Source organism: Pacificoceanicola onchidii, from assembly GCF_004804335.1.
In the GTDB taxonomy this organism is placed as follows: domain Bacteria; phylum Pseudomonadota; class Alphaproteobacteria; order Rhodobacterales; family Rhodobacteraceae; genus Pacificoceanicola; species Pacificoceanicola onchidii.
Genome location: NZ_SRXY01000003.1, coordinates 261,891 through 287,821 on the forward strand (window position 1 = coordinate 261,891; position 25,931 = coordinate 287,821).

The following is a 25,931-nucleotide window of genomic DNA, read 5'->3' on the forward strand; positions in this document are numbered from 1 at the left end:
CGCGCGCAAATCTTTGGAGAACAGCAATGATTTTGACCACAACCCAATCCGTCGAAGGCTACAAGATCACCGACTACAAGGGCATCGTTGTGGGCGAGGCGATCATGGGCGCAAACGTCGTGCGGGATTTCTTTGCCGGGATCACCGACATCGTGGGCGGCCGCTCCGGCGCTTATGAGAGCAAGCTGCAGGACGCGCGCGAAACCGCGCTGCGTGAGCTGGAAGAGCGCGCAGCGGCGCGCGGGGCCACGGCGGTCGTGGGTGTGGATCTGGACTACGAAGTGGTGGGCGACAGCATGTTGATGGTCAGCGCTTCGGGCACGGCGGTGGTGCTCGGGTGAGCACCCAGACCACCATAACACGCCCGGAACTGACCCTTCCGGAGGCCGAGGGCGCGCTGGTGCGTGCGGCCTACACGGCGGCGGATGTCATCCTTGAGTATGGCTCCGGCGGCTCGACCGTGCTCGCCTCCGAACTGCCGGGCAAGACGGTTTATTCCGTCGAATCCGGCAAGGACTGGGCGCTGATGATGCGCGGCTATCTGGCGGACAACCCACCGGCGGCGGGCACCGAGGTGGAGATCCTCTGGTCCGACATCGGTGCCACGAAGGAATGGGGTCATCCTGTGGATCACGAGCAGTTCCAGCGCTACCCGCGCTACGCGCTCGATGTCTGGGGCAGGGCGGGTTTCAAACAGCCCGATGTGATCCTGGTCGACGGCCGCTTCCGGCAGGCCTGCGCCCTGACCGCCGCCTACATGGCGCAAAAGCCTGTTACCGTGCTGTTCGACGACTATGTGCAGCGCAAACATTACCACAAGGTCGAGGCAATCCTCGGCCAGCCGAAAATCACCGGGCGCATGGCCCAGTTCCATGTGACCCCGAGACCCATCGAGCCGGAGCGGCTGCTCTGGTTTGTCAATTTCATGCTGCGGCCCTGAGCGGCGCATCTGGACGAAGAGGAAACCGAGATGCTGGAAATCAAGAACCTTCACGTGAAGCTCGAAGACGAGGACAAGCAGATCCTCAAAGGCGTCGACCTGACCGTCGAGTCTGGCAAAGTGCACGCGATCATGGGCCCGAACGGGTCGGGCAAGTCGACGCTCTCCTATGTGCTCTCGGGCAAGGACGGTTACGAGGTGACCGAAGGCACGGCGGCGCTTGAGGGCGAGGAAATCCTTGAGATGGAAGCCGAAGAGCGCGCGGCAGCGGGCCTGTTCCTGGCGTTCCAGTACCCGGTGGAGATCCCCGGCGTCGGCAACATGACCTTCCTGCGCACCGCCGTGAACGCACAGCGCAAGGCGCGCGGCGAAGAGGAAATGACCTCTGCCGAGTTCCTCAAGGTGATCCGCGCCAAGGCCAAGGATCTGAAGATCGACGCCGACATGCTGAAGCGCCCGGTCAACGTCGGCTTCTCCGGTGGTGAGAAAAAGCGTAACGAAATCCTGCAGATGGCCATGCTTGAGCCGAAGATGTGCATCCTGGACGAGACCGACTCCGGCCTCGACGTGGACGCGATGAAGCTGGTCGCCGATGGCGTGAACGCGCTGCGTGATGCGGGCCGCTCTTTCCTCGTGATCACCCACTACCAACGCCTTCTGGACCACATCAAACCGGACGTCGTGCACATCATGGCGAATGGCCGTATCATCAAGACCGGCGGCCCCGAGCTGGCGCTTGAGGTCGAAACGCAGGGCTACGCCCATCTGCTTGAGGAGGCGTAAATGGCTGTTGCACAAGTCAAAACAGACGCAACCGAAGCACGCATCGCGGCGCTGACCCTGCCTGCGGGCGGCTGGTCGGATGCCGCGCGGCAGGACGCGCTGGCGCGGGTGCGCCAGATGGGCCTGCCGGGTTCGCGCGACGAGTATTGGAAATACACCAAGCCGCAATCGCTGGTCAGCGCAGAGCCGCTTCCGGCGGCGCTGTTTGACGGCGAAGAAGAAGACATGTTCGGCGCGCGCGACCGGCTCAAAATCGTCTTTGTCGATGGTGTCTTTGACGCCGAAGCCTCGGACGATCTGAGCCTTGAAGGCGTGAGCATCGCGCGTCTGGCCGATGTCGCGGACATCCACTGGGCCAAGGATATCTACGGTGTTCTGGAAACCAATGGTCAGGATCCGGTGGAACGCCCGCTTGCGGCGCTGAACACGGCGTTTGCCAGCGATGGCGTGCTGATCCACGTCACGGGCAAGCCGTCGAAGCCGATCAACCTGATTTACAGCCACGCCTCTGAAACCTCCGACGTGATGTTGCATCACGTGATCAAGGTAGATGCCGATGCCGAGGTGACGATCCTCGAAAACGGCCCGGCGGCGGCACGCTTCAACAAGGTCATGGAAGTGGACATCGCCGACACCGGCGCGCTGCACCATGTCCGCACGCAGGGGCGCGATCACGAGCGCCGCGCGGCCACGCACACCTTTGCGCGGCTGGGCAAGGAGAGCACCTTCAAGAGCTTCACCCTGACCGCCAACGGCGTGATGACGCGCAATGAGTGCGTGATCGAGCTGACCGGCGATGACGCGGTGGCGCATGTGGCGGGCGCTTGCATGGGCGATGGTGATTTTCACCACGACGACACGGTGTTCATCACCCATGACGCGGTGAATTGCGAAAGCCGCCAGGTGTTCAAGAAGGTGCTGCGCAACGGCGCAACCGGCGTGTTCCAGGGCAAGATCCTTGTGAAGCCCGACGCCCAGAAAACCGACGGCTACCAGATCAGCCAGTCGCTGCTTCTGGATGACGACAGCCAGTTCCTCGCCAAGCCCGAGCTGGAGATCTACGCCGATGACGTGGCCTGCTCGCACGGCTCCACCTCTGGCGCGATCGACGAGGACGGTCTTTTCTACCTGCGCGCGCGCGGCGTGCCGCGCGGCATCGCCGAGGACCTTCTGACCATCGCCTTCATCGCCGAAGCGGTGCAGGAGATCGAGGACGAAGACCTGCAGGAAGAGATCAACGGCCGCGTTGCCGGCTGGCTGGCGCGTCGTCGCGGCTGATGCCTGTCACACAGGACATCGTCGCGACCTATCGCGGCCCCGGCAAGGTGGTTGAACGCCTGCTGCAAGCCGGTCCTCGCGAGGACCGGCTTCTGGCGCTTGTCATGGGCGCTTGCGTGATCTTCTTTGTTGCGCGCTGGCCTGCGCTGGCGCGCGAGGCGCATCTTGCGGACAAGGACCTGAACATGCTGCTCGGCGGCACGCTTCTGGCGATTGTCTTTATCTTTCCGCTGATCGTTTACGCGGTAGGGTTTCTCACCGGGGTCATCGGCACACCGCTGGGCTTTCGCGGCGGCGGCTTTGGCGCGCGGCTGGCGCTGGTCTGGGCCTTGCTGGCCTCTTCGCCGCTGGTTCTGCTGAACGGGCTTGTGGCCGGGTTCATCGGCGCAGGCCCGGCGCTCAGCATCGTGGGCGCGGTCTGGTTTGCCGTCTTTGCGTGGTTCTGGGTGCAGGGCATGCGCGGCGCGCATCGCGCAGGCAGCGGGCAGGGGGCGTAGGCATGGACGGGCTGATCAAGCTTGGCGTGCAAACCGTCACCGCCCCGAACCAGGTGGCGCGGCTGCTGCTCAGCCTGCGCCTGCCGACCGAGGCGCTGCTTCTGGGCTTTGCGCTGGCCATCATCTGCAACGCGCTGATTTATGCTATGGCCATCGTGCTGACCGCACCGGCCGGGCTCGCAGGTGCGCTCGGCAGCCCGCTGGCGCTGATGGGGCTGCGCGCGGTTCTGATGCTGGCCACCATGGCCGGCTTCACGGTTGTGGGCCTGTTCCTTGGCGGCAAGGCAAAGTTCCGCGACATCGCGCTGCTGCTGATCTGGCTCAACCTGATCGGCCTTGTCCCGCAGGCGGCGCTCAGCCTACTGCAACCGCTCTTCGGCGGTATCACCAATCTTCTCGCCTTTGGCGTCGCCGCGCTTGGCGCGTATATCTGCGTCGCTTTCATTGACGAGGCGCACGGGTTTTCCAGCCCGATCAAGGCGGTCGCCGTGTTGATCCTCGGCCTTGTCGCCGCGACGGTCGGGCTGTCTTTCCTTCTCGGCCTCATGGGCTTCACTCCAACAGGGCTTACAGGCAATGTATGACGTCACCGAAATCCGCCGTGATTTTCCGATCCTCTCCCGCGAGGTAAACGGCAAACCGCTGGTCTACCTCGACAACGGGGCTTCGGCGCAGAAACCGCAGGTGGTGATCGACGCGGTCACGCGCGGCTATGCCGAAGAATACGCCAACGTCCACCGCGGGTTGCACTACCTGTCGAACCTCGCCACCGACAAATACGAAGCCGTGCGCGAGACCATCGCCCGCTTCCTTGGCGCCTCCGATCCCGAAGAGATCGTCTACACCACCGGCACCACGCAGGGCATCAACCTTGTCGCTTACGGCTGGGCCATGCCGCGGCTTGAGGCGGGGGATGAGATCATCCTGTCGGTGATGGAGCACCACGCCAATATCGTGCCGTGGCACTTCCTGCGCGAACGGCAGGGGGTGGTGATCAAATGGGTGGATGTGGACGCCACCGGCGCGCTGGACCCGCAAAAGGTGCTCGATGCCATCACGCCCAAGACCAAACTGATTGCCGTCACGCAATGCTCCAACGTTCTGGGCACGGTTGTTGACGTCAAGGCGATCTGTGACGGGGCGCGGGCGCAGGGCGTGCCGGTTCTGGTCGACGGCTCTCAGGCGGCGGTGCATATGCCGGTCAACGTCGAAGAGATCGGCTGCGATTTCTACGCCATCACCGGGCACAAACTCTATGGCCCCTCCGCCTCCGGCGCGATCTGGATCAGCAAGGCCCGCATGGCCGAGATGCGCCCCTTCCTGGGCGGCGGCGACATGATCAAGGAGGTCTCCAAGGAGGAGGTCACCTATAACGACCCGCCCATGATGTTCGAGGCCGGCACCCCCGGCATCGTCCAGCAGATCGGGCTTGGGGTGGCGCTTGAGTACATGATGGGCCTCGGGATGGAGAACATCGCGGCGCATGAGGCGTCCTTGCGTGATTATGCGCGCGAAAAGCTCGGCGGGTTGAACTGGCTCAACGTTCAGGGCACCACGGCGGACAAGGCGGCGATTTTCTCCTTCACCATGAGGGGCGCGGCCCATGCGCATGACATCTCGACGATCCTCGACAAGAAGGGCGTCGCGGTGCGCGCAGGCCACCATTGTGCCGGGCCATTGATGGATCACCTCGGGGTAACGGCCACCTGCCGCGCGTCTTTTGGCCTGTATAACACGAAGCAGGAAGTGGACGTTCTGGTGGATGCGCTGGAACTGGCGCAGGAACTCTTCGGCTGATCTGCGGTTCTGTCTTGCAGGGCCGAAAGAGGGGCGTTATACGCCCCTTCAGGCACCTTTAGCTCAGCTGGATAGAGCGCTGCCCTCCGAAGGCAGAGGCCAGAGGTTCGAATCCTCTAAGGTGCGCCATTTTCCTTTCAATTGCTGTTGGATGATGAGCGGGTCATGGCTTTAGGGCTGTACTTGAGCACACCCCATCCCGGACCTGATCCGGGACCTCATGGCTTGCGCAAATCTATGCCCGTCAAAGGCAGCCCTACTTCTCCTGCTCAAGCAACGCGGCCAGCCCCGCCTCAAGCGCTTCGAAAGCCGGGCCGAGCCGGGTTTCGATCTCACGCTGGTAGGCTTCCGCCACCGGCAGCAGTTCCGCCATCATCGTGCGCCCCTTGCCGGTCAGCGACAGCCGCAGCAGACGCCGGTCCGTCTCATGCGCCCGTTTGGTGATCAGCCCGGCCGCTTCCAGCCGTGACGCGGCGCGGCTGACCTTGCTTTTTTCCATCGCTACCCGCGCTTCGATGTCCCGCACAGAAACATCATCCGCCTGTGTCAGATGCACCAGCACCCGCCATTCGGGAATCGAGATGCCGAACCGGTCCCGATACTGCCGTGACAGTTCCTCGGACGTGGCCTGCGCGGCAACGGCAAGACGGTAAGGCGTAAAACGCGCAAGATCAAAATCGGGCAGGTCGGTCATGGAACTTCCGTTTTTTCAGCGTTCGGAGCATGCCAACACACGGCCCGCTCTGCAACCACGCATCCTGACCCTTGTGCCTTGCGTTGCGGCAAGACGTGCCGCACCCTTGTTTCAAACCACCAAAGGACTGCCGAAGATGATCACACCAGAGTATTGCGTGACGATGGCGCGCTACAATGGCTGGCAAAATCGCCAGCTCAAATCCTGTTTCGACGCGCTGGACACAGGCGCGCTGACCAAGGAGCGGGGGGCGTTCTTTGGCTCGATCCTTGGCACTGCGAACCATCTGCTCTGGGGGGACAGGATGTGGCTGAACCGCTTCGGGGTGGGCGAGGCGCCAGACACACCGCCGCCGGGAACCGATATGACCGACGGGAGCGACGCCTGGGCGGTGGACCGCTTCCGCACCGATGCCGCGCTGCTCAAATGGGCCGAAGGGCTGCAGGCGATTGACCTGACCGGGCCGCTCACATGGTATTCGGCCCTGAGTGACAGCACGCTGGAGAAACCGCTGGGGCTCTGCATCATGCATATGTTCAACCACCAGACCCACCACCGGGGGCAAATCCACGCCATGCTGACCGCCGCCGGAAGCGATGCCCCGGTGTCGGATATCGTGTTCATGCCGGAGGAGGGGCCTTGGCTGTGACGGCTTTGGCGCGGAACAAACCATTCCTTCCCGCCCCGGGCATGACCCGGGGCCTCCAGGCCACCGCACGCTCCACTAACCCCTTGTTCACGAACGCAAGGCAGGTTTCTCCCCGGATCCAACTGAAAACTCGGATTGATCCGCGCGGCCCTCACCAGCCATGCGGGCAGCCCCACCTGGGGGATGTTCGATCTGATCAGACGAATATGCCGGGTTTGAACGCCCCGGCCATGACTATCCGTATCTTGGCGGCCGCCTTTTTCAGGCTCTTACATCACATATCGGCGAACCCCCGTCCGGCAGACCCCGCCGTGGCGGGCAAATCTGCTGCGACAAGTTTTGATCCAGCCGGTAACCTCCTCCGTACACATGACAAACAGCGGCTTGATAACCGTTGAAACAGAACCTCGGAGGCAGGCTTGCCGCACACATCCCCCATTTTGGTCTGGATCAGACGTGATCTGCGGCTCAGTGATCATGCCGCGCTTTTTAACGCTTCAAAATCGGGCCGCCCGGTCATCCCCGTCTTCATCCGCGACGAAAGCGTCGACGGTCTTGGCGCCGCTCCAAAATGGCGGTTCGGGCTTGGGCTGGAGCATTTCGCGCAAGCGCTTGCCAGCGTCGGTTCCCGCCTCATCCTGCGCTCCGGCCCGGCGCAGGCGGTGCTCAAGGCGCTGATTGCCGAAACTGGTGCAGGGGCGGTGTACTGGATGCGCGCCTATGATCCGCAAAGCGTGGCGCGCGACAAATCCGTTAAGGCCATGCTGAGCCAGGACGGTGTAGAGGCAGAGAGCTTTGCCGGGCATCTTTTGTTCGAGCCGTGGACGGTGCAGACCAAGCAGGGCGGGTTTTACCGCGTCTACAGCCCGTTCTGGCGCGAGGCGCGCACCCATGACGTGCCCGCGCCTTTGCCCGCACCCGGAAAACTGCCCGTGCCCGAGAGCTGGCCCGCCAGCGAAACCCTCGCGGACTGGACCCTTGGCCATGCCATGCGCCGGGGCGCGGCGGTGGTGCGCCCTTACGTGCAATTGGGGGAGGCGGCGGCGCAAACGCGGCTCGAGACGTTCATCGCGGAAAAGGCCTCCGGTTACAAAGCGCGCCGCGATTTTCCCGGGGTAGACGCCACCTCCTGCCTGTCGGAAAATCTCGCGCTGGGTGAGATCAGCCCGGCCACCTGCTGGCACGCAGGCCAGCGCGCCATGCAAGAAGGCGCAGCCGGGGCGGAGCATTTCCTCAAGGAACTGGCCTGGCGCGAGTTTGCCTACCACCTGATGTGGCACACGCCGCATATGCTGAGCGACAACTGGCGCGAGGAATGGCAGGCGTTCCCATGGTCCGGGGACGAGAGCCGCCCGGAGGTCATCGCCTGGAAACAGGGCCGCACCGGCATCGCCTTTGTCGATGCGGGGATGCGCGAGATGTATGTGACCGGGCGGATGCACAACCGCGTGCGGATGATTGTCGGCTCCTACCTGACCAAGCACCTGATGGCCCATTGGAAAATCGGCATGCGCTGGTTCGAGGACTGCCTGATTGACTGGGATCCGGCCTCGAACGCCATGGGCTGGCAATGGGTTGCGGGGTGCGGGCCGGATGCCGCGCCTTATTTCCGCGTGTTCAACCCCGACACGCAGGCGGAGAAGTTCGACCCGGACAAGGCCTATCGGGACCGTTGGCTCAGCGAAGGGCGGCTGATCCCGTCCGAAACCGCCCTGAGCTACTTCGACGCCATCCCGCAAAGCTGGCCTATCGCCGCCTCCGATCCTTACCCGGCCCCTGTTGTGGCGCTGGATGCCGGGCGCAGGGCGGCGCTGAATGCCTATGAAAACAGGGGCTTCTGACCCTTGAGACCGACAAAAAACACAGCGCGGCCCCCAGAGGCGTCTTTTTCTGCTACACTAGCCCCGGGGAGGGATGTTGATGAAACACGTTGATGAAAGCCAGTTCGTGGAAGTGCTCACTAGCACCGACGGACAAGCCGGCCTGCCACGCTACTTTGCGCAGGTCTTCAAGGCGGCCTCGGAGATGCAGAAAGGACAGATCGATTTTGTCCTGCCCGATGGCCGCGTGTTCCGTGCGACGGGCAAACAGCAAGGGCCCGAAGCGGTGCTGAATGTCCACAACCCGGATGTCTTTGCCCGGCTGATCCGCGAAGGCGATCTGGGGTTTTGCGAGGCCTATGTGGAGCAATGGTGGTCCTCGCCGGACCTGCAGACCTTCCTTGATCTGGTGCATGCGGACAATGACGAGCTGTACGATGGCTATCCCGGCATGGGGCTGGTCCGCGCCTATGAAAAGCTGCGCTTCTGGCTGCAACGCAACTCCAAACGCGGCTCGAAAAAGAACATCGCGCACCACTATGATCTGGGCAATGACTTCTACGGGCTGTGGCTCGACAAGACGATGACCTACAGCTCCGCGCTCTTTGAGACCGGCACAGAGACCACCGAAGAGGCGCAGATCGCCAAATACGCGGCCCTCGTGGACCGCATGGGGGTGCGCCCCGGTGATCACGTGCTGGAAATCGGCTGCGGCTGGGGCGGATTTGCGGAATATGCCGCCGCCGAGCGCGGCCTGCGCGTCACCTGCCTGACCATCAGCAAAGAACAGTTCGACTATGCCGAGGCGCGCATCAAGGCGGCGGGCCTGTCGGACAAAGTCACCTTCAAACTACAGGACTACCGCGACGAGACCGGCGTTTATGACGGCATCGCCAGCATCGAGATGTTCGAAGCGGTGGGCGAGAAATACTGGCCGGTCTATTTCGGCACTTTGAAGAAATGCCTGAAACCGGGGCGCTCTGCTGCCTTGCAGATCATCACCGTTCAGCATCGCCGCTGGGAGGTCTACCGCAACGGGGTTGACTTCATCCAGAAGTACATCTTCCCCGGCGGCATGCTGCCCAGCCCGGTGATCCTGCGCGAAGAGATCGCCAAGGCCGGGCTGCTGGACGGCGGAAGCCAGGAATTTGGCGAGAGCTATTCGATCACCCTGCGCCGCTGGTACAAGGACTTCAACGAACAGTGGCCCCAGATTGCGCGGCAGGGATTCGACACTCGTTTTCAAAGAATGTGGAATTTCTATCTTACCGCTTGCGCGGCGACGTTTCACTTCGGTAACTGTGATGTAACACAGATAACAGTCACCAAACCGAGCTAGCCTCTCATGCCCACCGCCGCCAAACTTGTTGCCGCCCTGTGCCTTGCGGCGCTTGGGTTTGGCGTGTCGGAACTGATCAAGACGCTTTTGCCCGCCTCCACGGCCTTCGGCATCTTCAGCATCATCAACGCAGGCCTTGGCCTCGTGATCGGCTGGATCGTCGTGGGCAACCGCGCCGGGCGCGGGCAGTCGGCGGCAGTGGGCAACGGCATCACCGGGGTGGTGGCGCTGGTGTTCTGGGGGCTGTTTGTACAGGCGGTGAACGAAATGGTCGGACAGGCCATGAAGCACCGCTATGAAGGGCCCGTAGAGGCCTTTGCCGACACCTTCCAGATTATGGTGGAGTTCGGCGAGGTGCTGATCAACCCCACGGTCCTCATGTCGCTGATCTGCGGCGCGCTGGTGACCGGGTTCTTTTCGGAAATTGCTGCCGGACGTTGGAGATAACCTCTGCCTGACCTGTTTTTTTACGGCACGCTGCGGCATGTGCCTTTGCTGTCGCTGGTTCTGGGGCGCGATGTGCCGGAGCGCGTCGAAGCCAGCCTGCCCGGCTTTGCCGCGCATCAGGCCAAGGATCAGCCTTTCCCGATGATCGTCCGAAACCCCGAGGCCGCGGCGCAGGGCGTCCTGATGCCGGGATTGTCAGAGGAAGACGTCAAGCGGCTCGATTTCTACGAGGGCGGCTTTGCTTACGACCTGATCGAGGTGACCGTTCAAACCGAAGACGGCCCGCGCCCCGCGCAGGTCTATTTCCCGCGCGAAGGGCATTGGCAGACCGGTCCGCTCTGGTCGCTGGAGGCCTGGGCCGCGCAATGGGCGGACATGACAATGATCGCCGCGCAAGAGGTCATGGACCGCTATGGCAAGCAGGACGCCGCTCTGATTCAGACCCTTCTGCCGTTTTTCCGCGCCCGCGCCTGGGCGCGGCAGATGGCCCGCGTGGCCGCGCCGCAGACCCTGCGCAACCCGATGACCATGGACGACGTCCGGATCGTGCGCGAGCGCGAGGGCTATGACGGGTTCTTCCGGATCAAGGCCTTCAACCTGACCCACAAACGCTTTGACGGCGGCCAAAGCGGTGAGATCCCGCGCGAGACCTTTGTGGCCTTCGATGCGGCGCTGGTGCTGCCCTATGATCCGGTGACGGACCGGGTGATGCTGGTCGAACAGCTGCGCTTTGGCCCGATCCAGCGCGGCGATCCCGCGCCCTGGGTGCTGGAGCCGATTGCCGGGCTGGTGGATGTGGGCGAGCCGCCGTCGGAGACCGCGCGCCGTGAGGCGGTAGAAGAAGCGGGGCTGAAGATCGACCGGATCGAGCCGATGCTGAACGGCTATGCGTCTCCCGGTTACTCCACGGAGTTCTTTCACATGTTCCTCGGGGTCTGCGATCTGTCGGACCGCGCGGCGCAGGGGCAGGGCGGTCTGGCGTCGGAAAACGAAGACATCCGCAACCACGTGATCCCCTTCGATCAGGCCATGGCGCTGATCGAGAGCGGCGAGGTCAACGCGGTGCCTCTGGCGATGATGCTGCTGTGGCTGGCGACAAAGCGGGACGGGCTGCGGGCGGCGGTCTGAGCGAAACAGAGGTTCGCGCCCGGCCTCGAGGGCGGCCATGTCATTGGCACCGACATCCCTTCAAAGCATCCACTTTACAACCAGTTGCACCGTCCCACCATTTCGCACCCGCCGTCGAACCAAAGGTTCGCCTCTGGCGAAACGGGGGCGAGGCCATGCCGGAGGCATGCAAAGTGCATGCGCGAACCGGATCGCAAGGCGATCCGGGGGCTACTTGGGGCCGTTCGCACCGCCAGTCGACTCTCGGGAAAAAGCTTTGAGGACGTTTGGCCAGCCTCGGATACTCTGCGCACCCCCCACGCCCCCTTGAGTTCCCCCAGTCCCGGCCCTACACCATTACGGACAAGCGAATTGAAAGGACACCGCATGCGGATCGCGAAGGATTTGGCTCAGGCCGTTGGCAACACCCCCCTGATCCGCCTGAACAAGGCGTCGGAGGAGACCGGCTGCGAGATCCTCGGCAAGGCGGAGTTCATGAACCCCGGCCAGTCCGTCAAGGACCGTGCCGCGCTCTTCATCATTCAGGACGCCATCGACAAGGGCCTGCTGAAACCCGGCGGCACCATCGTTGAAGGCACCGCGGGCAACACCGGCATCGGCCTTGCGCTGGTGGGGGCGTCGATGGGCTTCAAGACGGTCATCGTCATCCCCGAGACGCAGAGCCAGGAAAAGAAGGACATGCTGCGCCTTGCCGGGGCGGAGCTGGTGCAGGTGCCGGCCGCGCCGTACCGCAACCCGAACAACTATGTGCGCTACTCCGGGCGTCTGGCCGAAGAGCTGGCGCGCACCACCAATGAAGGCGTGATCTGGGCCAACCAGTTCGACAACGTCGCCAACCGTCAGGCGCATATCGAAACCACCGGCCCGGAAATCTGGGATCAGACCGGCGGCAAGGTCGATGGTTTTGTCTGTGCTGTGGGCTCGGGCGGCACGCTGGCAGGCGTCGGCATGGCGCTGCAGCCCAAAGGCGTGAAGATCGGCCTTGCGGACCCGGACGGCGCGACGCTCTACAACTATTACACCACGGGCGAGCACAAGGCGGAGGGCGGCTCCATCACCGAGGGCATCGGGCAGGGGCGCATCACCGCCAACCTCGAAGGCTTCACGCCGGACATGTGCTACAACATCCCCGATGCCGAAGCGCTGCCGGTGGTCTTTGACCTGCTCGCGGACGAAGGGCTCTGCCTTGGCGGCTCGTCGGGCATCAACGTGGCCGGTGCGATCCGCATGGCGCGCGAAATGGGGCCGGGCCATACCATCGTGACCATTCTGTGTGACTACGGCACACGTTATCAATCCAAACTCTACAACCCGGAATTCCTTGCTGAAAAAGGCCTGCCGACGCCGCCATGGCTGACCCGGGCGCCGGCCAGCATACCGGGTGTCTTTGAGGACCAATGACACAAGTAGCATATCGGACAGCAGCGCTCCTTGTAGCGCTGTTTCTGTCTCTGGCGGGGGCGGTTTTCGCCCAGGACGCCGAGAGGCTCGACTATGACGCATGGGCCGCTCTGGCCGTGCGCGCGGAAACCACCGTGGAGGTGGGCCGGGCTTCCGACACGGCTTTGGAATCGCTGCGCGCAGAGCTGACCGGCTGGCGCGATACGTTTCTGGCGGCGCAGGATGCCAATGCGCCGCGCATCAGCAGTGTGGAGGCGCAGCTTGCCGCGCTTGGCCCCGCCCCGGCCGAGGGCGAGAGCGAAGACGAAGAACTGGCCGCGCGCCGTGCCGACCTGACCGATCAACTGACCCGCCTGCGCGCGCCCGTGACCCGTGCCGAAGAGGCCTATACGCGGGCGGACGGGATCATCTCCGAGATCGACCTGACCATCCGCAACCGCCAGACCGAAGAGCTTCTGAACCTCGGCCCGTCGCCGCTAAACCCGGCGCATTGGGACGACGCGCTGGAGGCGTTGAACTCGGCCATCGGCGATGCGTGGTCGGAACTTAAACGCAATGTCGGCTCTGCTGCCCTGCAGGCCGAAGCACGGCAAAACCTGCCGCTGATCCTGCTTCTGGTGGCGCTGGCGGTTACCCTGTTGATGCGCGGACAGGGCTGGGCGCGAACGGCTGTGGACAAGCTGCGCGGCGCAACACGCCGGGGCACGGGCATCTGGCGCTTTGTGCTGTCTCTGGGGCAGATCATTCTGCCCTTTGCCGGGATTTACGCGCTGACCGAGGCGCTGTTCGCCACCGGCATGGTGGGGCAGCGCTGGACTGTGATCCTTGAGCTGGTGCCTGCGTGGGCGCTGATCATGCTGACCATCCGCTGGCTGGCGGATCAGAATTTCAACGACGACGAAGACATCGCCACCATGCCGCTGGCGCGAGACGAACGCCACCGGGCGCGCACCTATGCCAACCTGCTCGCGGTGACATACGTGCTGCGCTCCGTGCTGCAGGCACTGGTGGAGTTTGACAACATCCCGGAGGCCGCCACGGCGGTGATGGACTTCCCGCTTCTGGCGCTGTCCGGCTTCTTCCTGTTCCGTCTGGGCCGCGTGCGCAACCACGCGCCGCTGGCAGGCACCAAGGCCGCGCGCGAGGACGAAGGCCCGTTCCGCCTGCGCTTTGCCCGCCTGCTGGGGCGCGCGGCTATGGTGCTGGGGGTGCTGGGGCCGCTGATGTCGGCGATCGGCTACTTCCGCGTCGGCGAGATGCTGATCTACCCGTTCATCGCCACGCTGGCGGTGGTGGGGCTCGTGCTGGTGCTGCAGCGGGTGGTCAATGACCTCTATGAGCTGGTCACCGGCAAATGCGCCGAGGACTCCGGCAGCCTGCTTCCGGTCTTTGCCGGGATCCTGCTGATCCTCGCGGCCATCCCCGCGCTGGCCCTGATCTGGGGCGCGCGGGTGGCGGATCTGACGGAACTCTGGACGCAGTTCCGCGAAGGCTTCCAGATGGGCGAGACGCGCATCTCTCCCACCGATTTCCTGCTGGTCGCGGTGGTCTTTGTCGCGCTTCTGACGCTCACGCGGCTGCTGCAGGGGGGGCTGCGCAGCACCGTCCTGCCAAAGACCCAACTGGATCAGGGCGCGCAGAACGCCGTGGTCTCCGGCGTAGGCTATATCGGGATATTCCTTGCCGCTGTGATCGCGGTAACCGCCGGGGGGCTGGACTTGTCGTCGCTCGCCATCGTGGCCGGTGCGCTGTCGGTGGGTATCGGTTTCGGCCTGCAGAATATCGTGTCGAACTTTGTCTCCGGCATCATTCTTTTGATCGAGCGCCCGATTTCCGAAGGCGACTGGATCGAGGTTGGCGGGCGGCATGGCATCGTCAAGGATATCTCCGTCCGTTCCACCCGCATCGAGACCTTTGACCGCTTTGACGTGATTGTCCCGAACGCCGATCTGGTGTCCGGGCAAGTGACGAACTACACGCGCGGCAACGTGCTGGGGCGGATCATCGTGCCGGTGGGCGTGGCCTATGGCAATGACACCCGCAAGGTCGAGCGCATCCTGCTGGACATCGCGCGCCATCACGACATGGTTTTGATGAACCCCGCGCCTTACGTGGTGTTCAAGGGCTTTGGCGCGGACAGCCTTGATTTCGAGATCCGCGCCATCCTGCGCGACATCAACAAGGGGCTTGGGGTCAAGACCGAAATGAACCACCAGATCAACGAACGCTTTGCCGACGAGGGGATCGAGATACCCTTTGCGCAGCGCGATATCTGGATCCGGAACCCGGAGGCTCTGGTCGGGGAAAAGCCTGCACCGGACCAAGGGCCGGACTACACGGCTGTCGATCCAGTGGCGCGCCGCGCGGCCTCGGGACCGGCTTTTGACGACGGGGATGCAGACAAATGAGCGACGCGCTTTACCGAACGGACCCTTACCTGCGCGAGGCCAAGGGCCGCGTAACCGGCCACACGGACGAGGGCGGCGTGATCGTCGAGCCTGCGTTGTTCTACCCCAAGGGCGGCGGCCAGCCGGGCGACAGCGGCTGGCTCGAATGGGATGGCAAGCGCCTGCCCATCGCCACGGCGGTCAAACATGACGACGGCGCGCGCTCTGTTCTGGTGCCCGCCGAGCCTGCGGCGCTGCCGCCCGAGGGCGCGCATGTGGTGCAGGTGCTCGACTGGGAGCGGCGGCACAAGCACATGCGGGTGCACACGGCGCTGCATCTGCTCAGCGTGGTGGTGCCCCTGCCGGTCACCGGCGGTCAGATCGGGGCGGGCAGTGGCCGGCTCGATTTCATGATGCCGGAGCCGCCAAGCGACAAGGATGCGCTGGAACGCGCGCTGAACCAGATGGTCGATCAGGACCTTCTTGTGGGCGAGGACTGGATCACCGAAGCGGATCTTGATGCCAACCCCGACCTCGTGAAAACCCTCTCGGTCAAACCGCCGCGCGGCTCTGGCGCGGTGCGGCTCGTCTGGATCGGCGAAGGGCAGGGGCGGGTCGATCTGCAACCCTGCGGCGGCACCCACGTCGCCCGCACCGGCGAGATCGGCGCGGTGCGGATCCGCAAAGTCGAGAACAAGGGCAAACAGAACCGCCGGATCAGCATTGTGCTGGACAGCTGAGGGGGAGAGGCGGTTGCGCGCACATAGGTGTCGCTGACCGTGAGCCGTTCCGGTTTCGAAATTGGCCTGAAACGGATGGTCATCTCACCACAGGCGCGGAACAAGGCCGCAGGCCGCCGCGCCCATCGACGGGCCGTCCCTGCGGCACGGCGATTGGGTTGGTGCTGGGCACCACACCGGCCTAGCGCGCCAGTGGCAGGGATAAATCAAGGGGATCAGAGGTAGGATCGCCGTACCACGGCCCGCCGATAGGCGCGGCTTGTGCTCTAACCCTGAGGTCCGGGATCAAGTCCGGGACGGGGTGAACTCAATGGCTGCTGCAGGCCAATTGCATCAGCCCGGCAAAAGCGAGATCGGTAACGGATGTGGGTTCCGCTGCAATGGCCCACATCCAAAAAAGGTACCGTCCAATCCCAGCCGTATAGGAAAGCCAGATGGCGATGGCAGGGCGTGCCGCGTCATGACCCGGAAAACCGTCAAAGCCACGTCTTCCCGTGGAGGCGCGTCAAACACCGTTGGATACTCGGCGAGGCGCAGACACAGGCGGACCTTGCCGGGACCGTAACCAGAGGAAGCATGACCCCGGCGCATGGTCTGGTTGCCTCGCCTTTCAACTCCGCCTACGCTGCCTTGAAGCATGGCGCTGTTGGCAGGGCAAAACCAGCGCGCCGGACGTGGCTGAAGCGGGGATCCCATGTATCGCGATTTACCCCGGCTCACCCCTGACCCGCTGGTCGCATGCCAGATCCCGGACGCTGTGAGGGCGCGCGGCATGTGGGCGGCAGCTTGAAAGGATCATCATGCGCAACAAGATAGTCACCGCTGCCGATGCTGCCGCTCTGATAAAGGACGGCGATACGGTTACGACCTCCGGCTTTGTCGGGATCGGTGTGCCGGACCAGTTGCTTATGGCCATCGAGGCCCGTTTTGTCGAAACAGGCGCACCAAGGGATCTGACGCTGTTCTTTGCGGCAGGTCAGGGCGATGGCAAGGAGCGGGGACTGAACCGGCTGGGCCATGACGGGTTGCTCAAGCGCGTGATCGGCGGGCATTGGGGCCTCATTCCCAAGGTGGCGGCGCTTGCGGTGGCAGGCAAGATCGAAGGCTGGAACCTGCCGCAAGGCTGCATCAGCCAACTCTATCGCGACATCGCCGCCGGAAAGCCGGGCATGCTGTCCAAGGTCGGGCTGGACACCTTTGTTGACCCGCGCAACGGGGGCGGTGCGATCAACGATATTTCCACCGAGCCGCAGGTCGAACTGATGGAGATCGGCGGGGAGGACGTGCTGTTCTATCCGGCCCGAAAGCTGACGGTCGCGCTTTTGCGTGGCACGACGGCGGATGAGGCGGGCAATATCACCATGGAGCGGGAAGCGCTGATCATGGACAACCTCGCGCAGGCGATGGCGGTCAAGAACTCCGGCGGTGTGGTGATCGTTCAGGTGGAACGGGTGGCCCGGGCAAAAACGCTGCCCGCGCGCGACGTCCACATTCCGGGAATTTTTGTCGATGCGGTTGTCGTTGCGGAGCCGGACAATCATGTGCAGACCTACGGAACCCGGTTCAGCCAGACGTTCACCAATCGCATTCGCCCGCCGGACGGCGAGATTCCGGCCATGCCGCTCAACGCCCGCAAGATCATCGCGCGGCGCTGTGCCTTTGAACTGCCGATCAATGGCGTGGTGAACTTAGGCATCGGCATGCCGGAAGGGGTGGCGTCCGTGGCTGCGGAAGAGGGGCTGCTCGACCATCTGACCCTGACCGCCGAACCCGGCGTGATCGGTGGACAGCCTGCCTCCGGCCTTGATTTCGGCGCGGCGATCAATACCGACGCGGTGATCCCGCAGAACAACCAGTTCGACTTTTACGACGGGGGCGGTCTCGACATGGCCTGTCTCGGGCTGGCGCAGGCCGATGTGGCGGGCAACGTCAATGTTTCGCGCTTCGGTCCGCGTCTGGCTGGCGCGGGTGGCTTCATCAACATCTCGCAAAACGCACGTTCGGTTGTTTTTGCCGGCACCTTTACGGCGCTGGACCTCGACATTGCTGTGACCGACGGCGCGGTGGAGATCCGCGAGGAAGGCCGATCCCGCAAGTTTCTCAAGGCAGTTGAGCAAATCACCTTCTCGGGCGCCCGAGCCGCCCGGCTTGGCCAGCCTGTGCTCTACGTGACGGAACGCTGTGTTTTCGAGTTGACGGAGCAGGGGTTGAAACTGACCGAAGTCGCGCCCGGCATCGACGTAGAGCGCGACATCCTGGCGCTGATGGAAGTGGCCCCGATCACCGAAGAGATTGCCCTGATGGATCCACGGGTGTTCCGGCCGGAGGAAATGGACCTGCGCACGGATCTGTTGCACCTCGATCTGCCGGATCGGATCGCCATAGACGCATCGGACGGCAAGCTTTACCTGAACTTCGAGAAGATGCGCGTGCGCACGCGCGAAGATGTTGATCTTGTCGGACGCCTTGTTGCCGAGGTTTGCGCGCCGCTGACCGATAGGGTGGATGTCATCGTCAACTACGACGGCTTCCGGATAGACGAGACGCTTGAGGCGGACTGGGCCCGAATGGTCAATGCCATGACGCAGCGGTATTACCGCAATGTCTCGCGCTATTCGGGTTCGGCCTTCATGCGCATGAAACTGCGCGAGGTTTTCCCCGAAGCGCGCACCCACATATTCGAGAGCAGCGCGCAGGCGCGGGCCTATCTGGATGTGACCTAGGCTTTGCACCGGGCAGGGGCAATGAACAGGGGGGAGACATGAAGACGGATGTACAGGTCGCCGTGATCGGTGGCGGGATCGTTGGCGCGTCCGTTTTGTACTGGTTGGCCAAGATGGGGTGGACCGACAGTGTTCTGTTGGAGCGGCGGGAGCTGACGTCCGGCTCAACCTGGCACGCCGCTGGCAACACGACCTATTTCGGCCCTTATCCCAAGATGACCGCGCTTTTTGCGGGCTCCATCCGCACATACCTGCAAGCCGAGGCGGAGTCCGGGCAGTCCGTGGGGTTTCACCAGACGGGGAGCTTGCGCCTCGCCGCCACCGAACGGGAGTTGGCGCTGTTTCATGCCTATGCGCCCCGATACGCTCAATTGGGCATCCCGTTTCACATCAGAAGTCCCGAGGCGGTGGCCGAGCTTCATCCCTTTCTCGACACCACTGCGATTTATGGCGCGGCACACACCCCCACCGACGGCCATGTGGATCCGACCGGGGCGACAAACGCGCTGGCACAGGCCGCGCGGCAGCATGGGGCTTTGATCGAGCGCCACTGTCCTGTGAAGGCTCTGGTCCGGGAGGCCGGTAAATGGGTTCTGGATACGCCGAAGGGCAAGGTGACCGCGGGCCATGTCGTTGTTGCCACGTCTTTCTGGGCGCGTGAGATGCTTGAACCGCTCGGCCTGAGACTGCCGCTTTATCCGACGCAGCATCACGAAATCATCACGCAGGCCCTGCCGCAGATCGCGGCGCTGGATCGAGAGCTGCCCGCCATGCGCGACAGCTGGGTGTCGTGCAACGTCCGGCAGGAGCGTGATGGCCTGCTGATTGGCATCTACGAGAAGGCGCCGGAGTTCTGGGCGCTGGATGGGATCCCGCCGGACTTCAAGGAAGAGCTGCTGCCGCCAAACATGGACCCGCTCATGCCGCATCTTGAACGGCTGATGACGCGGATGCCGCTGTTTGCCCAAGCCGGGATCAAGGTGGTCAACAACGGACCGATGTGCCTGACCCCGGACGGATTGCCCCTGATCGGCCCGGTGCCCGATCGCGAGGGGCTATGGCTGGCGGCGGGCTTCAACGTCGGTATCGGGACGGGGGGCGGTTCGGCCGAGATCCTCGCCAGATGGATGACAACCGGCCAGCCGCCGCAGGGGTTGTCCGCGATCCACGCGGACCGATTTGGAAAGGGCATGGACCGGGCGGCGGCGTTGGCGGCGATCCGGGATGTCTATGCGCGCGGGTATGAGCTGCCGGATGCGATCTAGGCTTGGTAATGGTGCGACTGGTGGCGTCCTTTCGGTTGTCCCGCCACGAGTTGCTTGTCCTGACCCTTCGTGTTGCGGCGCGCGAGGCTGGCCAGCCGCTCAGCCGCCGTAGCGTTCGAGGAAGGCTTCGGCTGAGAGGGCGCGGAAGTCTTCGAGGGCCTGGCGCAGCGCGTCATGCGGCCAGTCCCACCACGCGAGGGCCATGAGCCGGTCCGCGATGGGGCGCGGCTGGCGCAGGCGTAGAGGTTTGGCGGGGGTGCCTGCGACGATGGTGTAGGGATCCACGTCCCTGGTCACGACAGCGCCGGAGGCGACAACCGCGCCATGGCCCAGGGTGACCTCCGGTTTGATCATCGCGCCCGCGCCGATCCATGTGTCATGGCCGATATACGCGGTGCGCGAAGCGCGGCGGTCAAAGAAGGCCTCGTCGCGCACAGCATCGTCCCAGTAGTCATCCGAGCGATAGAGAAAATGGTGGCAGGCAGCGGTGTCCAGCGGGTGATCCGTGGCCCCGATGCGCGAGAAGGCGGCGATGTTGGAGAACTTGCCGATGCGGGCGTTGGCGATGTCGGCGTAGCGGTCGCAATAGCTGTAATCGCCGAAATGCGCGTTGTTGAGACGGCTGCCTTTGCCGATCTCCACATAGGCGCCAAAGCGGCTGGCGGTGATCTCGCATTCGGGATGGATGAAGGCTTTGGTCGGGGAGAGGCGGGGCATGGTCAGAAGTCTCTTTCTTCGCCGGTGAAGCGGAAAAACTTGCCGGTGTCCTTGAGGGTCAGCCGCGAGGCGATGGTGAGGATGCCGCGCGCGACCTGCGCCGGGTCTTCCTCGGCCTCCGCGCCGCCCATGTCGGTGCGGACCCAGCCGGGATCGACGAGGGCCACGGGGATGCCTTCGGGTTCCAGCGCGGTGGCGAGCCCCTGCATGGCCTTGTTCACGGCGGCCTTGGAGGCGCGATAGGCAATGCGGTCGGCTTTGCGGTAGCCCATGAAGGCCATCTGCGAGCTGACCGTCAGGATTTTCGGCGCAGCAGAGGCGCGCAGCTGGGGCAGGAGGGCTTGCGCGACGGCCAGAGGGGCGATGGCGTTGACGGTGAGCGTGTGGGAAAAGCCGGGGAAGTCCATGTCGAGCGGCGACTGCCGGTCCGGGCCAATGATGCCCGCATTGTTGATCAGAATGTCCACCGGGCCGACACCCGCCAGTTGCGCGGGGATTGTGCCGGGGTCATCGAGCACCAGCGCATGGGTGCCATTGCGGCCATCGCGGGTGGTGCCGATGGGGGCGTGCCCTGCGGCGCGGGCGGCGGCCATGAGCGCCGCGCCAATGCCGCGATTGCTTCCGGTGATCAGGATGCGGCTCATGGCGTTCCTGTCCTGTCAGTCCTTGCGCCCGATCAGCTTGCCGCGCAGCCAGCCCGAGGCCCAGTCCATGAACATGACCATGACAACAATCAGGGTGATGTAATAGGCGACTTCTTCCCAATCCTTCTGGGTCTGGATCGCCTGTGTCAGCATCAGGCCAATGCCGCCGCCGGTGATTGCCCCGATGATGGTGGCAGACCGCGTGTTGGATTCGAGGAAGTAAAGGATCTGCGCGAGCAGCACCGGCACCACCTGCGGGATCACGCCAAAGCGGTAGCGTTGCAGCGGCTTGGCCCCGGTGGAGACGACGCCTTCGATCTGTTTCTGATCCACGTTCTCCAGCGCTTCGGAGAAGATCTTGCCGAAGGTGCCGGTGTCTGTGATCAGGATGGCGAGCGCGCCGGTCAGCGGGCCGGGGCCAAAGGCGCGGGCAAGGACAACCGTCCAGATCAGCGCATCGACGCCGCGCAGGAAGTCGAACAGACGCCGCGTGGTCCCGCGCAGCAGCATGATCGGCGAAAAGCGTTTGGCGGCAAGGAAGGCGAGAGGCAGGGCGATCATGGCCGCACCCATGGTGCCGAGGAACGCCATCAGGATGGTCTCGCCAATGGCCCAGGCCACGTCCTTGTGCCGCCACATGGGGTTGTTCCAGAAATCGGACAGAGCGCCGGTGATGTTGCCGCGTGCGGGGTCAATCTGCGCGCCAAAGAGGATCTGCGTCAGGCTCTGGCCGTGGTAAGGGCTGTCCAGCGTGAACCAGAACAGCTCCCATCCGGGGAAGTATTTGAACACCTCCGAACGCGCGCCGGTCAGGGTGATGCGCCCTTCGGGTGTGTTGACGGCAATGCGGCGGTTTGAGGCGGAAATCCATTTGGGCAGGTCTTCGGGCAGGTTGCTGGTCAGGCTGCGCCCCTCGGCCTGTACCTTGATCAGCGGGAAGCCCGGCACGTCGATTTCTGTACGGTTGCCGGGCAGGTAGCGCACGAGATGGCCCGCGCCGAGGTTGATGGTGATCACCTCATCGCCGCTGACCCAATCGGGGCGCTGGCCGTCGGGGTAGGTGCCTTTGCGCTCGCCCTCAAAGGCATAGGTGATCGCGCCGGAGCGGTTGTCACGAGTGACGTGGACCTTGTGCGACCAGCTGTCAGAGGCCAGCGTGACGGCGTTGTCGAGATTGGCGCGCTGGGCAAGGCCGGGCAGGTCGAAGGCAAAGACGATATAGGCGAAATAGGCGAGGATCACCGCCGGGACGCCAAAGCCGATCAGGCGTTTACGCCGGAACAAAGTGTCCGCCTGATGTTTGGCAAAGCTGAGGTCTGCGCTGGTCATTGGCCCTGTCCTTCGGTCAGGCGGTTGCGGTAGCGGCTGGAAAGCTGGTCAAAGAAGACGATTGTGCCGAACAGCAGGATGAAGATCGCGGCGGCCTCGTCAAAGCGGCCCGGCCCCCAGGCCATGGCGTTGCGCAGCTCATAGCCAAGCCCGCCCGCGCCGACAAAGCCGAGGATGGCAGAGGCGCGAATGTTGATTTCAAAGCGCAGGAGCGCGTAGCTGAGATAGTTGGGCGCGACCTGCGGCAGGATGCCGAGCCACATGCGCTGGGCCCATGTGGCCCCGGTGGAGGCGAGCCCTTCGAGTGGTTTGAGATCGGCGTTTTCGGCAACCTCGGAGAACATTTTGCCCAGAGCGCCTGCGGTGTGGATGGCGATGGCGATCATCGCGGGCACCGGCCCGCCGCCGAGCACAAAGATCAGCATCAGGGCGATGACGATCTCCGGCACCGCGCGCATGATGTCAGAGGTGCGGCGGAACACGGGGATCAGGCGCGGCCATTTGGCCAGCCCGCGCGTGCCGAGGAGCGACAGGATCAACCCGCCAAGCGCGCCGATCAGCGTCGAGACGGCGGCGATGTTGAGGGTTTCCACAAGGGCGGGGAAGTATTTGGCCATGAGGCCGGGCAGGTCCGCGCGTTTCTCCCAGGCTTCGGAGAGCACATCGGCGGGATAGTCGAAGATGCGGCGCAGCCCGTCCCAGAACCCGCCCGCGTTGCGTGCGTCAGCTACGTTGAAGCCGGAGACCATCAGGACCACGAAGATCAGCAGCGTCAGCCCGCCGTAGAGCCTGCGCCGCTGCACCTGGGCCATGTAGCTTGATTGGATGTCGTCCACGCTGTGCGGCGCGCCGCTGAGAGAAAAGTCTGCCATTCCGCCCCCGGGAAAGAAACGAGTGCCCCGACGGGCGGGGCACCCAGAATGGATAGGGGGTGGCTCTCGGGCGCTTTTCTACGAAAAGCCCCTGCCGCCACCCGTCGCGCAAAGCGCGCCGTTAGCCGCCGATCTTGGCTTTGCGGGCTTCGATGACGGAGATGTAGGTCTCGTGGGTCACCGGCTGCGCGCCGAGGTTTTCACCGGCGAAGACGCCGTAGGTGCAATCGCGGTCGGTTTCATAGAGGTTGTCGACCAGATCGGTGATCTTGGCTTTGACGTCGGCGGGCAGGGCCTTGCGCAGGACAACCGGGCCTTCGGGGATGACGTCGGATTTCCATATCTGCACCAGCTCGTTCATGTCGATCAGGCCCGCGTCCACGGCCTTGCGCAGCGCGCCGGAGTTGTAGCCGTCTTCCCAGTTGCCCTGACCGTCGGCCCAGGTCACGCCGCCGTCGATGTCGCCGTTGTTGACCGCGACAATGGTCTGCTCATGGCCGCCGGTGAACTTGACTTCACCGAAGTACTCGCCGGATTCCATGGTGATGCCCGCCTTGTACTGGGGGATCTCGATGGAGGGGATCAGGTAGCCGGAGGTGGAGTTCGGATCGCCGAAGCCAAAGACCTTGCCTTCCATGTCGTCGAGCGAGGTCACGCCGCTGTCCTTGCGGGCAAAGCCGATGGAGTGGTAGCCGATGGAGCCGTCCATGTTGACCTTGACCAGAACCGGCTCAACCGCTTCGGGGTCCTGCAGGTAGGTGGCAGCATAGGAAGACGCGCCGAGCCAGGACATGTCGAGCGTGCCGCCCAGCAGGCCCTGGATCACGCCGTTGTAGTCGGCTGGGGTGAAGATCTTGACCGGAACGCCAAGCGCTTCGGAGGCGTAATCGGCAAGGCACTGGTAGCTGTTCACGCGGTCCTGCGCGTTTTCGCCGCCCAGAAGGCCGATGCGGAATTCGGTGATCTCTTCGGCCAAAGCCGCGGTGCTCAGGGCCGTGGTGGCGGCAAACGCCAGTGCGAGGGTCTTTTTCATCGTATTCTCCGGGTGAATGGCCCTGTTGCCGTTTGGCGTGGTCTTGGGCCGGTTTGGATGAAGGTGGCCCGCGCGGCGCGCGGGGGGACAGCTGGCTCAGGCGTAGGCTTTTTCCCGTTTCGGCCTGTCCAGTGTTTCAATCTCGGTGGAGGTGGCGGCTTCGGAGAAGTCCGCGCCTGCACCGTAAATGTCGCGCGCCACGCCGGTGGTGAGCTGCGTGGGTGTGCCGTCAAAGACGATCCGGCCATCGCGCATCCCGATCACCCGGTCGCAGTAGCGGCGGGCTGTATCCAGCGTGTGCAGGTTGGCGATGACAGTGCGCCCGTCCTCTTCGTGGATGGCGCGCAGGCTTTGCATGACAACCTGCGCGTTCATCGGATCAAGCGAGGCAATCGGCTCATCGGCAAGGATGATTTTCGGGTCCTGCATCAGGGCGCGGGCGATGGCGACGCGCTGTTGCTGACCGCCCGAGAGCGCCTCGGCGCGTTTCGGCGCCTGTTCGGCGATGCCCAGACGGTCGAGGATTTCGATGGCCGTGTGAATGTCCGATTGCGGGTAGAGGTTGAACATGGTCGCGAAGGTAGAGCGCCGGTTCAGCGTGCCGTGCAGCACGTTCGAGACCACATCCATGCGCGGGACGAGGTTGAACTGCTGAAAGATCATCGCGCAGCGGGACTGCCAGTTTCTCCGGGCCGCGCCGCGCAGGCCGGTGATCTCTTCGCCGTCAAAAGTGATGGTCCCGGAGGAGGCCTCGCTCAGGCAGTTGAGCATGCGCAAAAGCGTGGACTTGCCCGCGCCGGAACGGCCGATGATCCCGATCATGGCCGGTTTATCAACAAGGATGTTTGCCGCATCCACTGCCGTCTTGTCCCCGAACCGTTTTGTCAAAGCGTCGATTGTCAGCATGTCGCCCCCGTGTTTGAGAAGCGGATTAGGGGGGGCAGGCGACAGGTCCGTGACAGTTTCGATTCAGTTTTTTGGCGATTGCGCAAAGAAATTGTGACGGGGTGGTCGGGGCTTGGCGTCATGAAACTGTTACACTTTGCGAAGGAACGGCCTAGGGTTGGTCATGATGATCCGTTTTCTGCCCGCGCTCGCCCTGTGTCTTGCTCTGCCGACCTTTGGTCAGGCCCGAATGGCGGACATAAGCTGTGATGACAGCGCGCGCATGACGGCGCGGCTGACAGAGCGGCTTGGGGCGGAGCGGCAGGGCATGGGGCTGCGCGACCCGGAGACCATGCTGGAGGTCTGGGTGGAGCGCCGGACCGGCGATTGGCTGATCGTGCAGAGCTATTCCAACGGCACGTCCTGTATCATCGCCATGGGCGAGTTTTGGGAAGGGGATCTGGCGGGGCCGGTTTGAGGGCCTTTGCCTGAGGATTTCACCGAAGGATGTCGCAGAGCGCGCTGGTTCGTGCCCGCCCTGAGGGGCGGGACCGGGCGCTCAA

25 protein-coding genes and 1 tRNA gene are annotated in these 25,931 nt (G+C 63.8%); 19 read left to right on the plus strand and 7 right to left on the minus strand.

Translation table 11 applies throughout. The features are described from left to right. The first annotated feature begins 26 nt into the window (after positions 1–26). The 8 genes from E4662_RS09495 (at position 27) to E4662_RS09530 (ending at position 5,424) form a co-directional block, all read left to right on the plus strand. Positions 27–341 (plus strand): heavy metal-binding domain-containing protein, encoded by a 315-nt coding sequence (locus E4662_RS09495; RefSeq protein ID WP_136441297.1) that lies wholly within the window; start codon positions 27–29, stop codon positions 339–341. Further along, on the plus strand, positions 338–940 hold the full coding sequence (locus E4662_RS09500; RefSeq protein ID WP_136441298.1) for a hypothetical protein: 603 nt from the start codon (positions 338–340) through the stop codon (positions 938–940). Before E4662_RS09495 ends, E4662_RS09500 begins: the two co-directional genes overlap by 4 nt. A gap of 30 nt (positions 941–970) precedes the next feature. Continuing rightward, positions 971–1,723, plus strand: coding sequence for a Fe-S cluster assembly ATPase SufC (gene sufC / locus E4662_RS09505; protein ID WP_136441299.1), 753 nt, complete (start codon positions 971–973; stop codon positions 1,721–1,723). After that, positions 1,724–3,001 carry a SufB/SufD family protein gene (locus E4662_RS09510; protein ID WP_136441300.1) on the plus strand — a complete coding sequence of 426 codons (1,278 nt, stop codon included), beginning with the start codon at positions 1,724–1,726 and terminating at the stop codon, positions 2,999–3,001. Further along, a complete protein-coding gene (locus tag E4662_RS09515; RefSeq protein WP_136441301.1) occupies positions 3,001–3,498 on the plus strand; it encodes a YIP1 family protein in 498 nt (165 codons plus the stop codon). The genes E4662_RS09510 and E4662_RS09515 overlap by 1 nt, the downstream gene beginning before the upstream one ends. Positions 3,499–3,500: 2 nt before the next feature. Continuing rightward, a complete protein-coding gene (locus E4662_RS09520) occupies positions 3,501–4,082 on the plus strand; it encodes a hypothetical protein (protein ID WP_136441302.1) in 582 nt (193 codons plus the stop codon). Further along, a complete protein-coding gene (locus E4662_RS09525) occupies positions 4,075–5,295 on the plus strand; it encodes a cysteine desulfurase (protein ID WP_136441303.1) in 1,221 nt (406 codons plus the stop codon). The genes E4662_RS09520 and E4662_RS09525 overlap by 8 nt, the downstream gene beginning before the upstream one ends. Positions 5,296–5,347: 52 nt before the next feature. After that, positions 5,348–5,424, plus strand: a tRNA-Arg gene (locus E4662_RS09530). A 127-nt stretch (positions 5,425–5,551) separates the two neighbouring features. On the opposite strand, the gene E4662_RS09535 is transcribed toward E4662_RS09530, so the two are convergent. Continuing rightward, on the minus strand, positions 5,552–5,989 hold the full coding sequence (locus E4662_RS09535; RefSeq protein WP_136441304.1) for a MarR family winged helix-turn-helix transcriptional regulator: 438 nt from the start codon (positions 5,987–5,989) through the stop codon (positions 5,552–5,554). 136 nt (positions 5,990–6,125) lie between these two features. Between E4662_RS09535 and E4662_RS09540 the strand changes: the two genes are divergently transcribed. The 10 genes from E4662_RS09540 (at position 6,126) to E4662_RS09585 (ending at position 19,888) form a co-directional block, all read left to right on the plus strand. Continuing rightward, the gene (locus E4662_RS09540; RefSeq protein WP_136441305.1) at positions 6,126–6,638 is read left to right on the plus strand and encodes a DinB family protein; all 513 of its coding nucleotides are present in this window, start codon (positions 6,126–6,128) and stop codon (positions 6,636–6,638) included. A 419-nt stretch (positions 6,639–7,057) separates the two neighbouring features. Further along, positions 7,058–8,479, plus strand: coding sequence for a cryptochrome/photolyase family protein (locus tag E4662_RS09545; protein WP_136441306.1), 1,422 nt, complete (start codon positions 7,058–7,060; stop codon positions 8,477–8,479). A gap of 79 nt (positions 8,480–8,558) precedes the next feature. Beyond that, positions 8,559–9,797, plus strand: coding sequence for an SAM-dependent methyltransferase (locus E4662_RS09550; protein WP_136441307.1), 1,239 nt, complete (start codon positions 8,559–8,561; stop codon positions 9,795–9,797). Positions 9,798–9,803: 6 nt separating this feature from the next. Further along, positions 9,804–10,244, plus strand: a complete 441-nt coding sequence (locus E4662_RS09555; RefSeq protein ID WP_136441308.1) for a TrgA family protein — start codon at positions 9,804–9,806, stop codon at positions 10,242–10,244. Between the two features lie 12 nt (positions 10,245–10,256). Then, positions 10,257–11,372 (plus strand): gamma-glutamylcyclotransferase, encoded by a 1,116-nt coding sequence (locus tag E4662_RS09560; RefSeq protein ID WP_276606307.1) that lies wholly within the window; start codon positions 10,257–10,259, stop codon positions 11,370–11,372. Positions 11,373–11,738: 366 nt separating this feature from the next. After that, on the plus strand, positions 11,739–12,773 hold the full coding sequence (locus E4662_RS09565; RefSeq protein WP_136441310.1) for a cysteine synthase A: 1,035 nt from the start codon (positions 11,739–11,741) through the stop codon (positions 12,771–12,773). Then, the gene (locus E4662_RS09570; RefSeq protein WP_136441311.1) at positions 12,770–15,181 is read left to right on the plus strand and encodes a DUF3772 domain-containing protein; all 2,412 of its coding nucleotides are present in this window, start codon (positions 12,770–12,772) and stop codon (positions 15,179–15,181) included. The genes E4662_RS09565 and E4662_RS09570 overlap by 4 nt, the downstream gene beginning before the upstream one ends. After that, complete coding sequence (locus tag E4662_RS09575) at positions 15,178–15,900, plus strand: alanyl-tRNA editing protein (protein WP_136441312.1); 723 nt, start codon at positions 15,178–15,180, stop codon at positions 15,898–15,900. Before E4662_RS09570 ends, E4662_RS09575 begins: the two co-directional genes overlap by 4 nt. An 800-nt stretch (positions 15,901–16,700) precedes the next feature. Beyond that, positions 16,701–18,623: an acyl CoA:acetate/3-ketoacid CoA transferase gene (locus E4662_RS09580; RefSeq protein WP_136441313.1), complete on the plus strand. Its 1,923-nt coding sequence runs from the start codon at positions 16,701–16,703 to the stop codon at positions 18,621–18,623. Positions 18,624–18,661: 38 nt separating this feature from the next. Next, positions 18,662–19,888, plus strand: a complete 1,227-nt coding sequence (locus E4662_RS09585; protein WP_136441314.1) for an NAD(P)/FAD-dependent oxidoreductase — start codon at positions 18,662–18,664, stop codon at positions 19,886–19,888. 99 nt (positions 19,889–19,987) lie between these two features. Here the strand turns inward: E4662_RS09585 and E4662_RS09590 are convergent, their stop codons facing one another. The 6 genes from E4662_RS09590 to phnC all read right to left on the minus strand — a co-directional run bounded on the left by E4662_RS09590 (position 19,988) and on the right by phnC (position 25,389). Then, positions 19,988–20,605: an LbetaH domain-containing protein gene (locus E4662_RS09590; protein ID WP_136441315.1), complete on the minus strand. Its 618-nt coding sequence runs from the start codon at positions 20,603–20,605 to the stop codon at positions 19,988–19,990. Between the two features lie 2 nt (positions 20,606–20,607). Then, positions 20,608–21,249: an SDR family NAD(P)-dependent oxidoreductase gene (locus tag E4662_RS09595; RefSeq protein WP_136441316.1), complete on the minus strand. Its 642-nt coding sequence runs from the start codon at positions 21,247–21,249 to the stop codon at positions 20,608–20,610. 15 nt (positions 21,250–21,264) lie between these two features. Continuing rightward, entirely contained in the window at positions 21,265–22,578 is a 1,314-nt protein-coding gene (phnE, locus tag E4662_RS09600; protein ID WP_136441317.1) for a phosphonate ABC transporter, permease protein PhnE, read from the minus strand. Next, a complete protein-coding gene (phnE, locus tag E4662_RS09605; RefSeq protein ID WP_136441318.1) occupies positions 22,575–23,450 on the minus strand; it encodes a phosphonate ABC transporter, permease protein PhnE in 876 nt (291 codons plus the stop codon). The genes phnE (E4662_RS09600) and phnE (E4662_RS09605) overlap by 4 nt, the downstream gene beginning before the upstream one ends. 121 nt (positions 23,451–23,571) lie before the next feature. Continuing rightward, positions 23,572–24,483, minus strand: coding sequence for a phosphonate ABC transporter substrate-binding protein (phnD, locus tag E4662_RS09610; RefSeq protein ID WP_136441319.1), 912 nt, complete (start codon positions 24,481–24,483; stop codon positions 23,572–23,574). A 96-nt stretch (positions 24,484–24,579) separates the two neighbouring features. Then, a complete protein-coding gene (phnC, locus tag E4662_RS09615) occupies positions 24,580–25,389 on the minus strand; it encodes a phosphonate ABC transporter ATP-binding protein (protein WP_136441320.1) in 810 nt (269 codons plus the stop codon). Between the two features lie 163 nt (positions 25,390–25,552). Between phnC and E4662_RS09620 the strand changes: the two genes are divergently transcribed. After that, positions 25,553–25,846, plus strand: coding sequence for a hypothetical protein (locus tag E4662_RS09620; protein ID WP_136441321.1), 294 nt, complete (start codon positions 25,553–25,555; stop codon positions 25,844–25,846). The last annotated feature ends 85 nt before the right edge of the window (positions 25,847–25,931 follow it).

Bases quoted from the DNA above. Each gene is read 5' to 3' on its own strand.
- E4662_RS09515 (WP_136441301.1), top strand. From the start codon at position 3,001: ATGCCTGTCACACAGGACATCGTCGCGACCTATCGCGGCCCCGGCAAG.
- E4662_RS09590 (WP_136441315.1), bottom strand. From the start codon at position 20,605: ATGCCCCGCCTCTCCCCGACCAAAGCCTTCATCCATCCCGAATGCGAG.
- E4662_RS09620 (WP_136441321.1), top strand. From the start codon at position 25,553: ATGATGATCCGTTTTCTGCCCGCGCTCGCCCTGTGTCTTGCTCTGCCG.
- phnD (WP_136441319.1), bottom strand. From the start codon at position 24,483: ATGAAAAAGACCCTCGCACTGGCGTTTGCCGCCACCACGGCCCTGAGC.
- E4662_RS09540 (WP_136441305.1), top strand. From the start codon at position 6,126: ATGATCACACCAGAGTATTGCGTGACGATGGCGCGCTACAATGGCTGG.
- E4662_RS09510 (WP_136441300.1), top strand. From the start codon at position 1,724: ATGGCTGTTGCACAAGTCAAAACAGACGCAACCGAAGCACGCATCGCG.
- phnC (WP_136441320.1), bottom strand. From the start codon at position 25,389: ATGCTGACAATCGACGCTTTGACAAAACGGTTCGGGGACAAGACGGCA.
- E4662_RS09525 (WP_136441303.1), top strand. From the start codon at position 4,075: ATGTATGACGTCACCGAAATCCGCCGTGATTTTCCGATCCTCTCCCGC.
- E4662_RS09520 (WP_136441302.1), top strand. From the start codon at position 3,501: ATGGACGGGCTGATCAAGCTTGGCGTGCAAACCGTCACCGCCCCGAAC.
- E4662_RS09535 (WP_136441304.1), bottom strand. From the start codon at position 5,989: ATGACCGACCTGCCCGATTTTGATCTTGCGCGTTTTACGCCTTACCGT.
- E4662_RS09570 (WP_136441311.1), top strand. From the start codon at position 12,770: ATGACACAAGTAGCATATCGGACAGCAGCGCTCCTTGTAGCGCTGTTT.
- E4662_RS09555 (WP_136441308.1), top strand. From the start codon at position 9,804: ATGCCCACCGCCGCCAAACTTGTTGCCGCCCTGTGCCTTGCGGCGCTT.
- E4662_RS09595 (WP_136441316.1), bottom strand. From the start codon at position 21,249: ATGAGCCGCATCCTGATCACCGGAAGCAATCGCGGCATTGGCGCGGCG.
- sufC (WP_136441299.1), top strand. From the start codon at position 971: ATGCTGGAAATCAAGAACCTTCACGTGAAGCTCGAAGACGAGGACAAG.
- E4662_RS09550 (WP_136441307.1), top strand. From the start codon at position 8,559: ATGAAACACGTTGATGAAAGCCAGTTCGTGGAAGTGCTCACTAGCACC.
- phnE (WP_136441318.1), bottom strand. From the start codon at position 23,450: ATGGCAGACTTTTCTCTCAGCGGCGCGCCGCACAGCGTGGACGACATC.
- phnE (WP_136441317.1), bottom strand. From the start codon at position 22,578: ATGACCAGCGCAGACCTCAGCTTTGCCAAACATCAGGCGGACACTTTG.
- E4662_RS09585 (WP_136441314.1), top strand. From the start codon at position 18,662: ATGAAGACGGATGTACAGGTCGCCGTGATCGGTGGCGGGATCGTTGGC.
- E4662_RS09495 (WP_136441297.1), top strand. From the start codon at position 27: ATGATTTTGACCACAACCCAATCCGTCGAAGGCTACAAGATCACCGAC.
- E4662_RS09575 (WP_136441312.1), top strand. From the start codon at position 15,178: ATGAGCGACGCGCTTTACCGAACGGACCCTTACCTGCGCGAGGCCAAG.
- E4662_RS09580 (WP_136441313.1), top strand. From the start codon at position 16,701: ATGCGCAACAAGATAGTCACCGCTGCCGATGCTGCCGCTCTGATAAAG.
- E4662_RS09565 (WP_136441310.1), top strand. From the start codon at position 11,739: ATGCGGATCGCGAAGGATTTGGCTCAGGCCGTTGGCAACACCCCCCTG.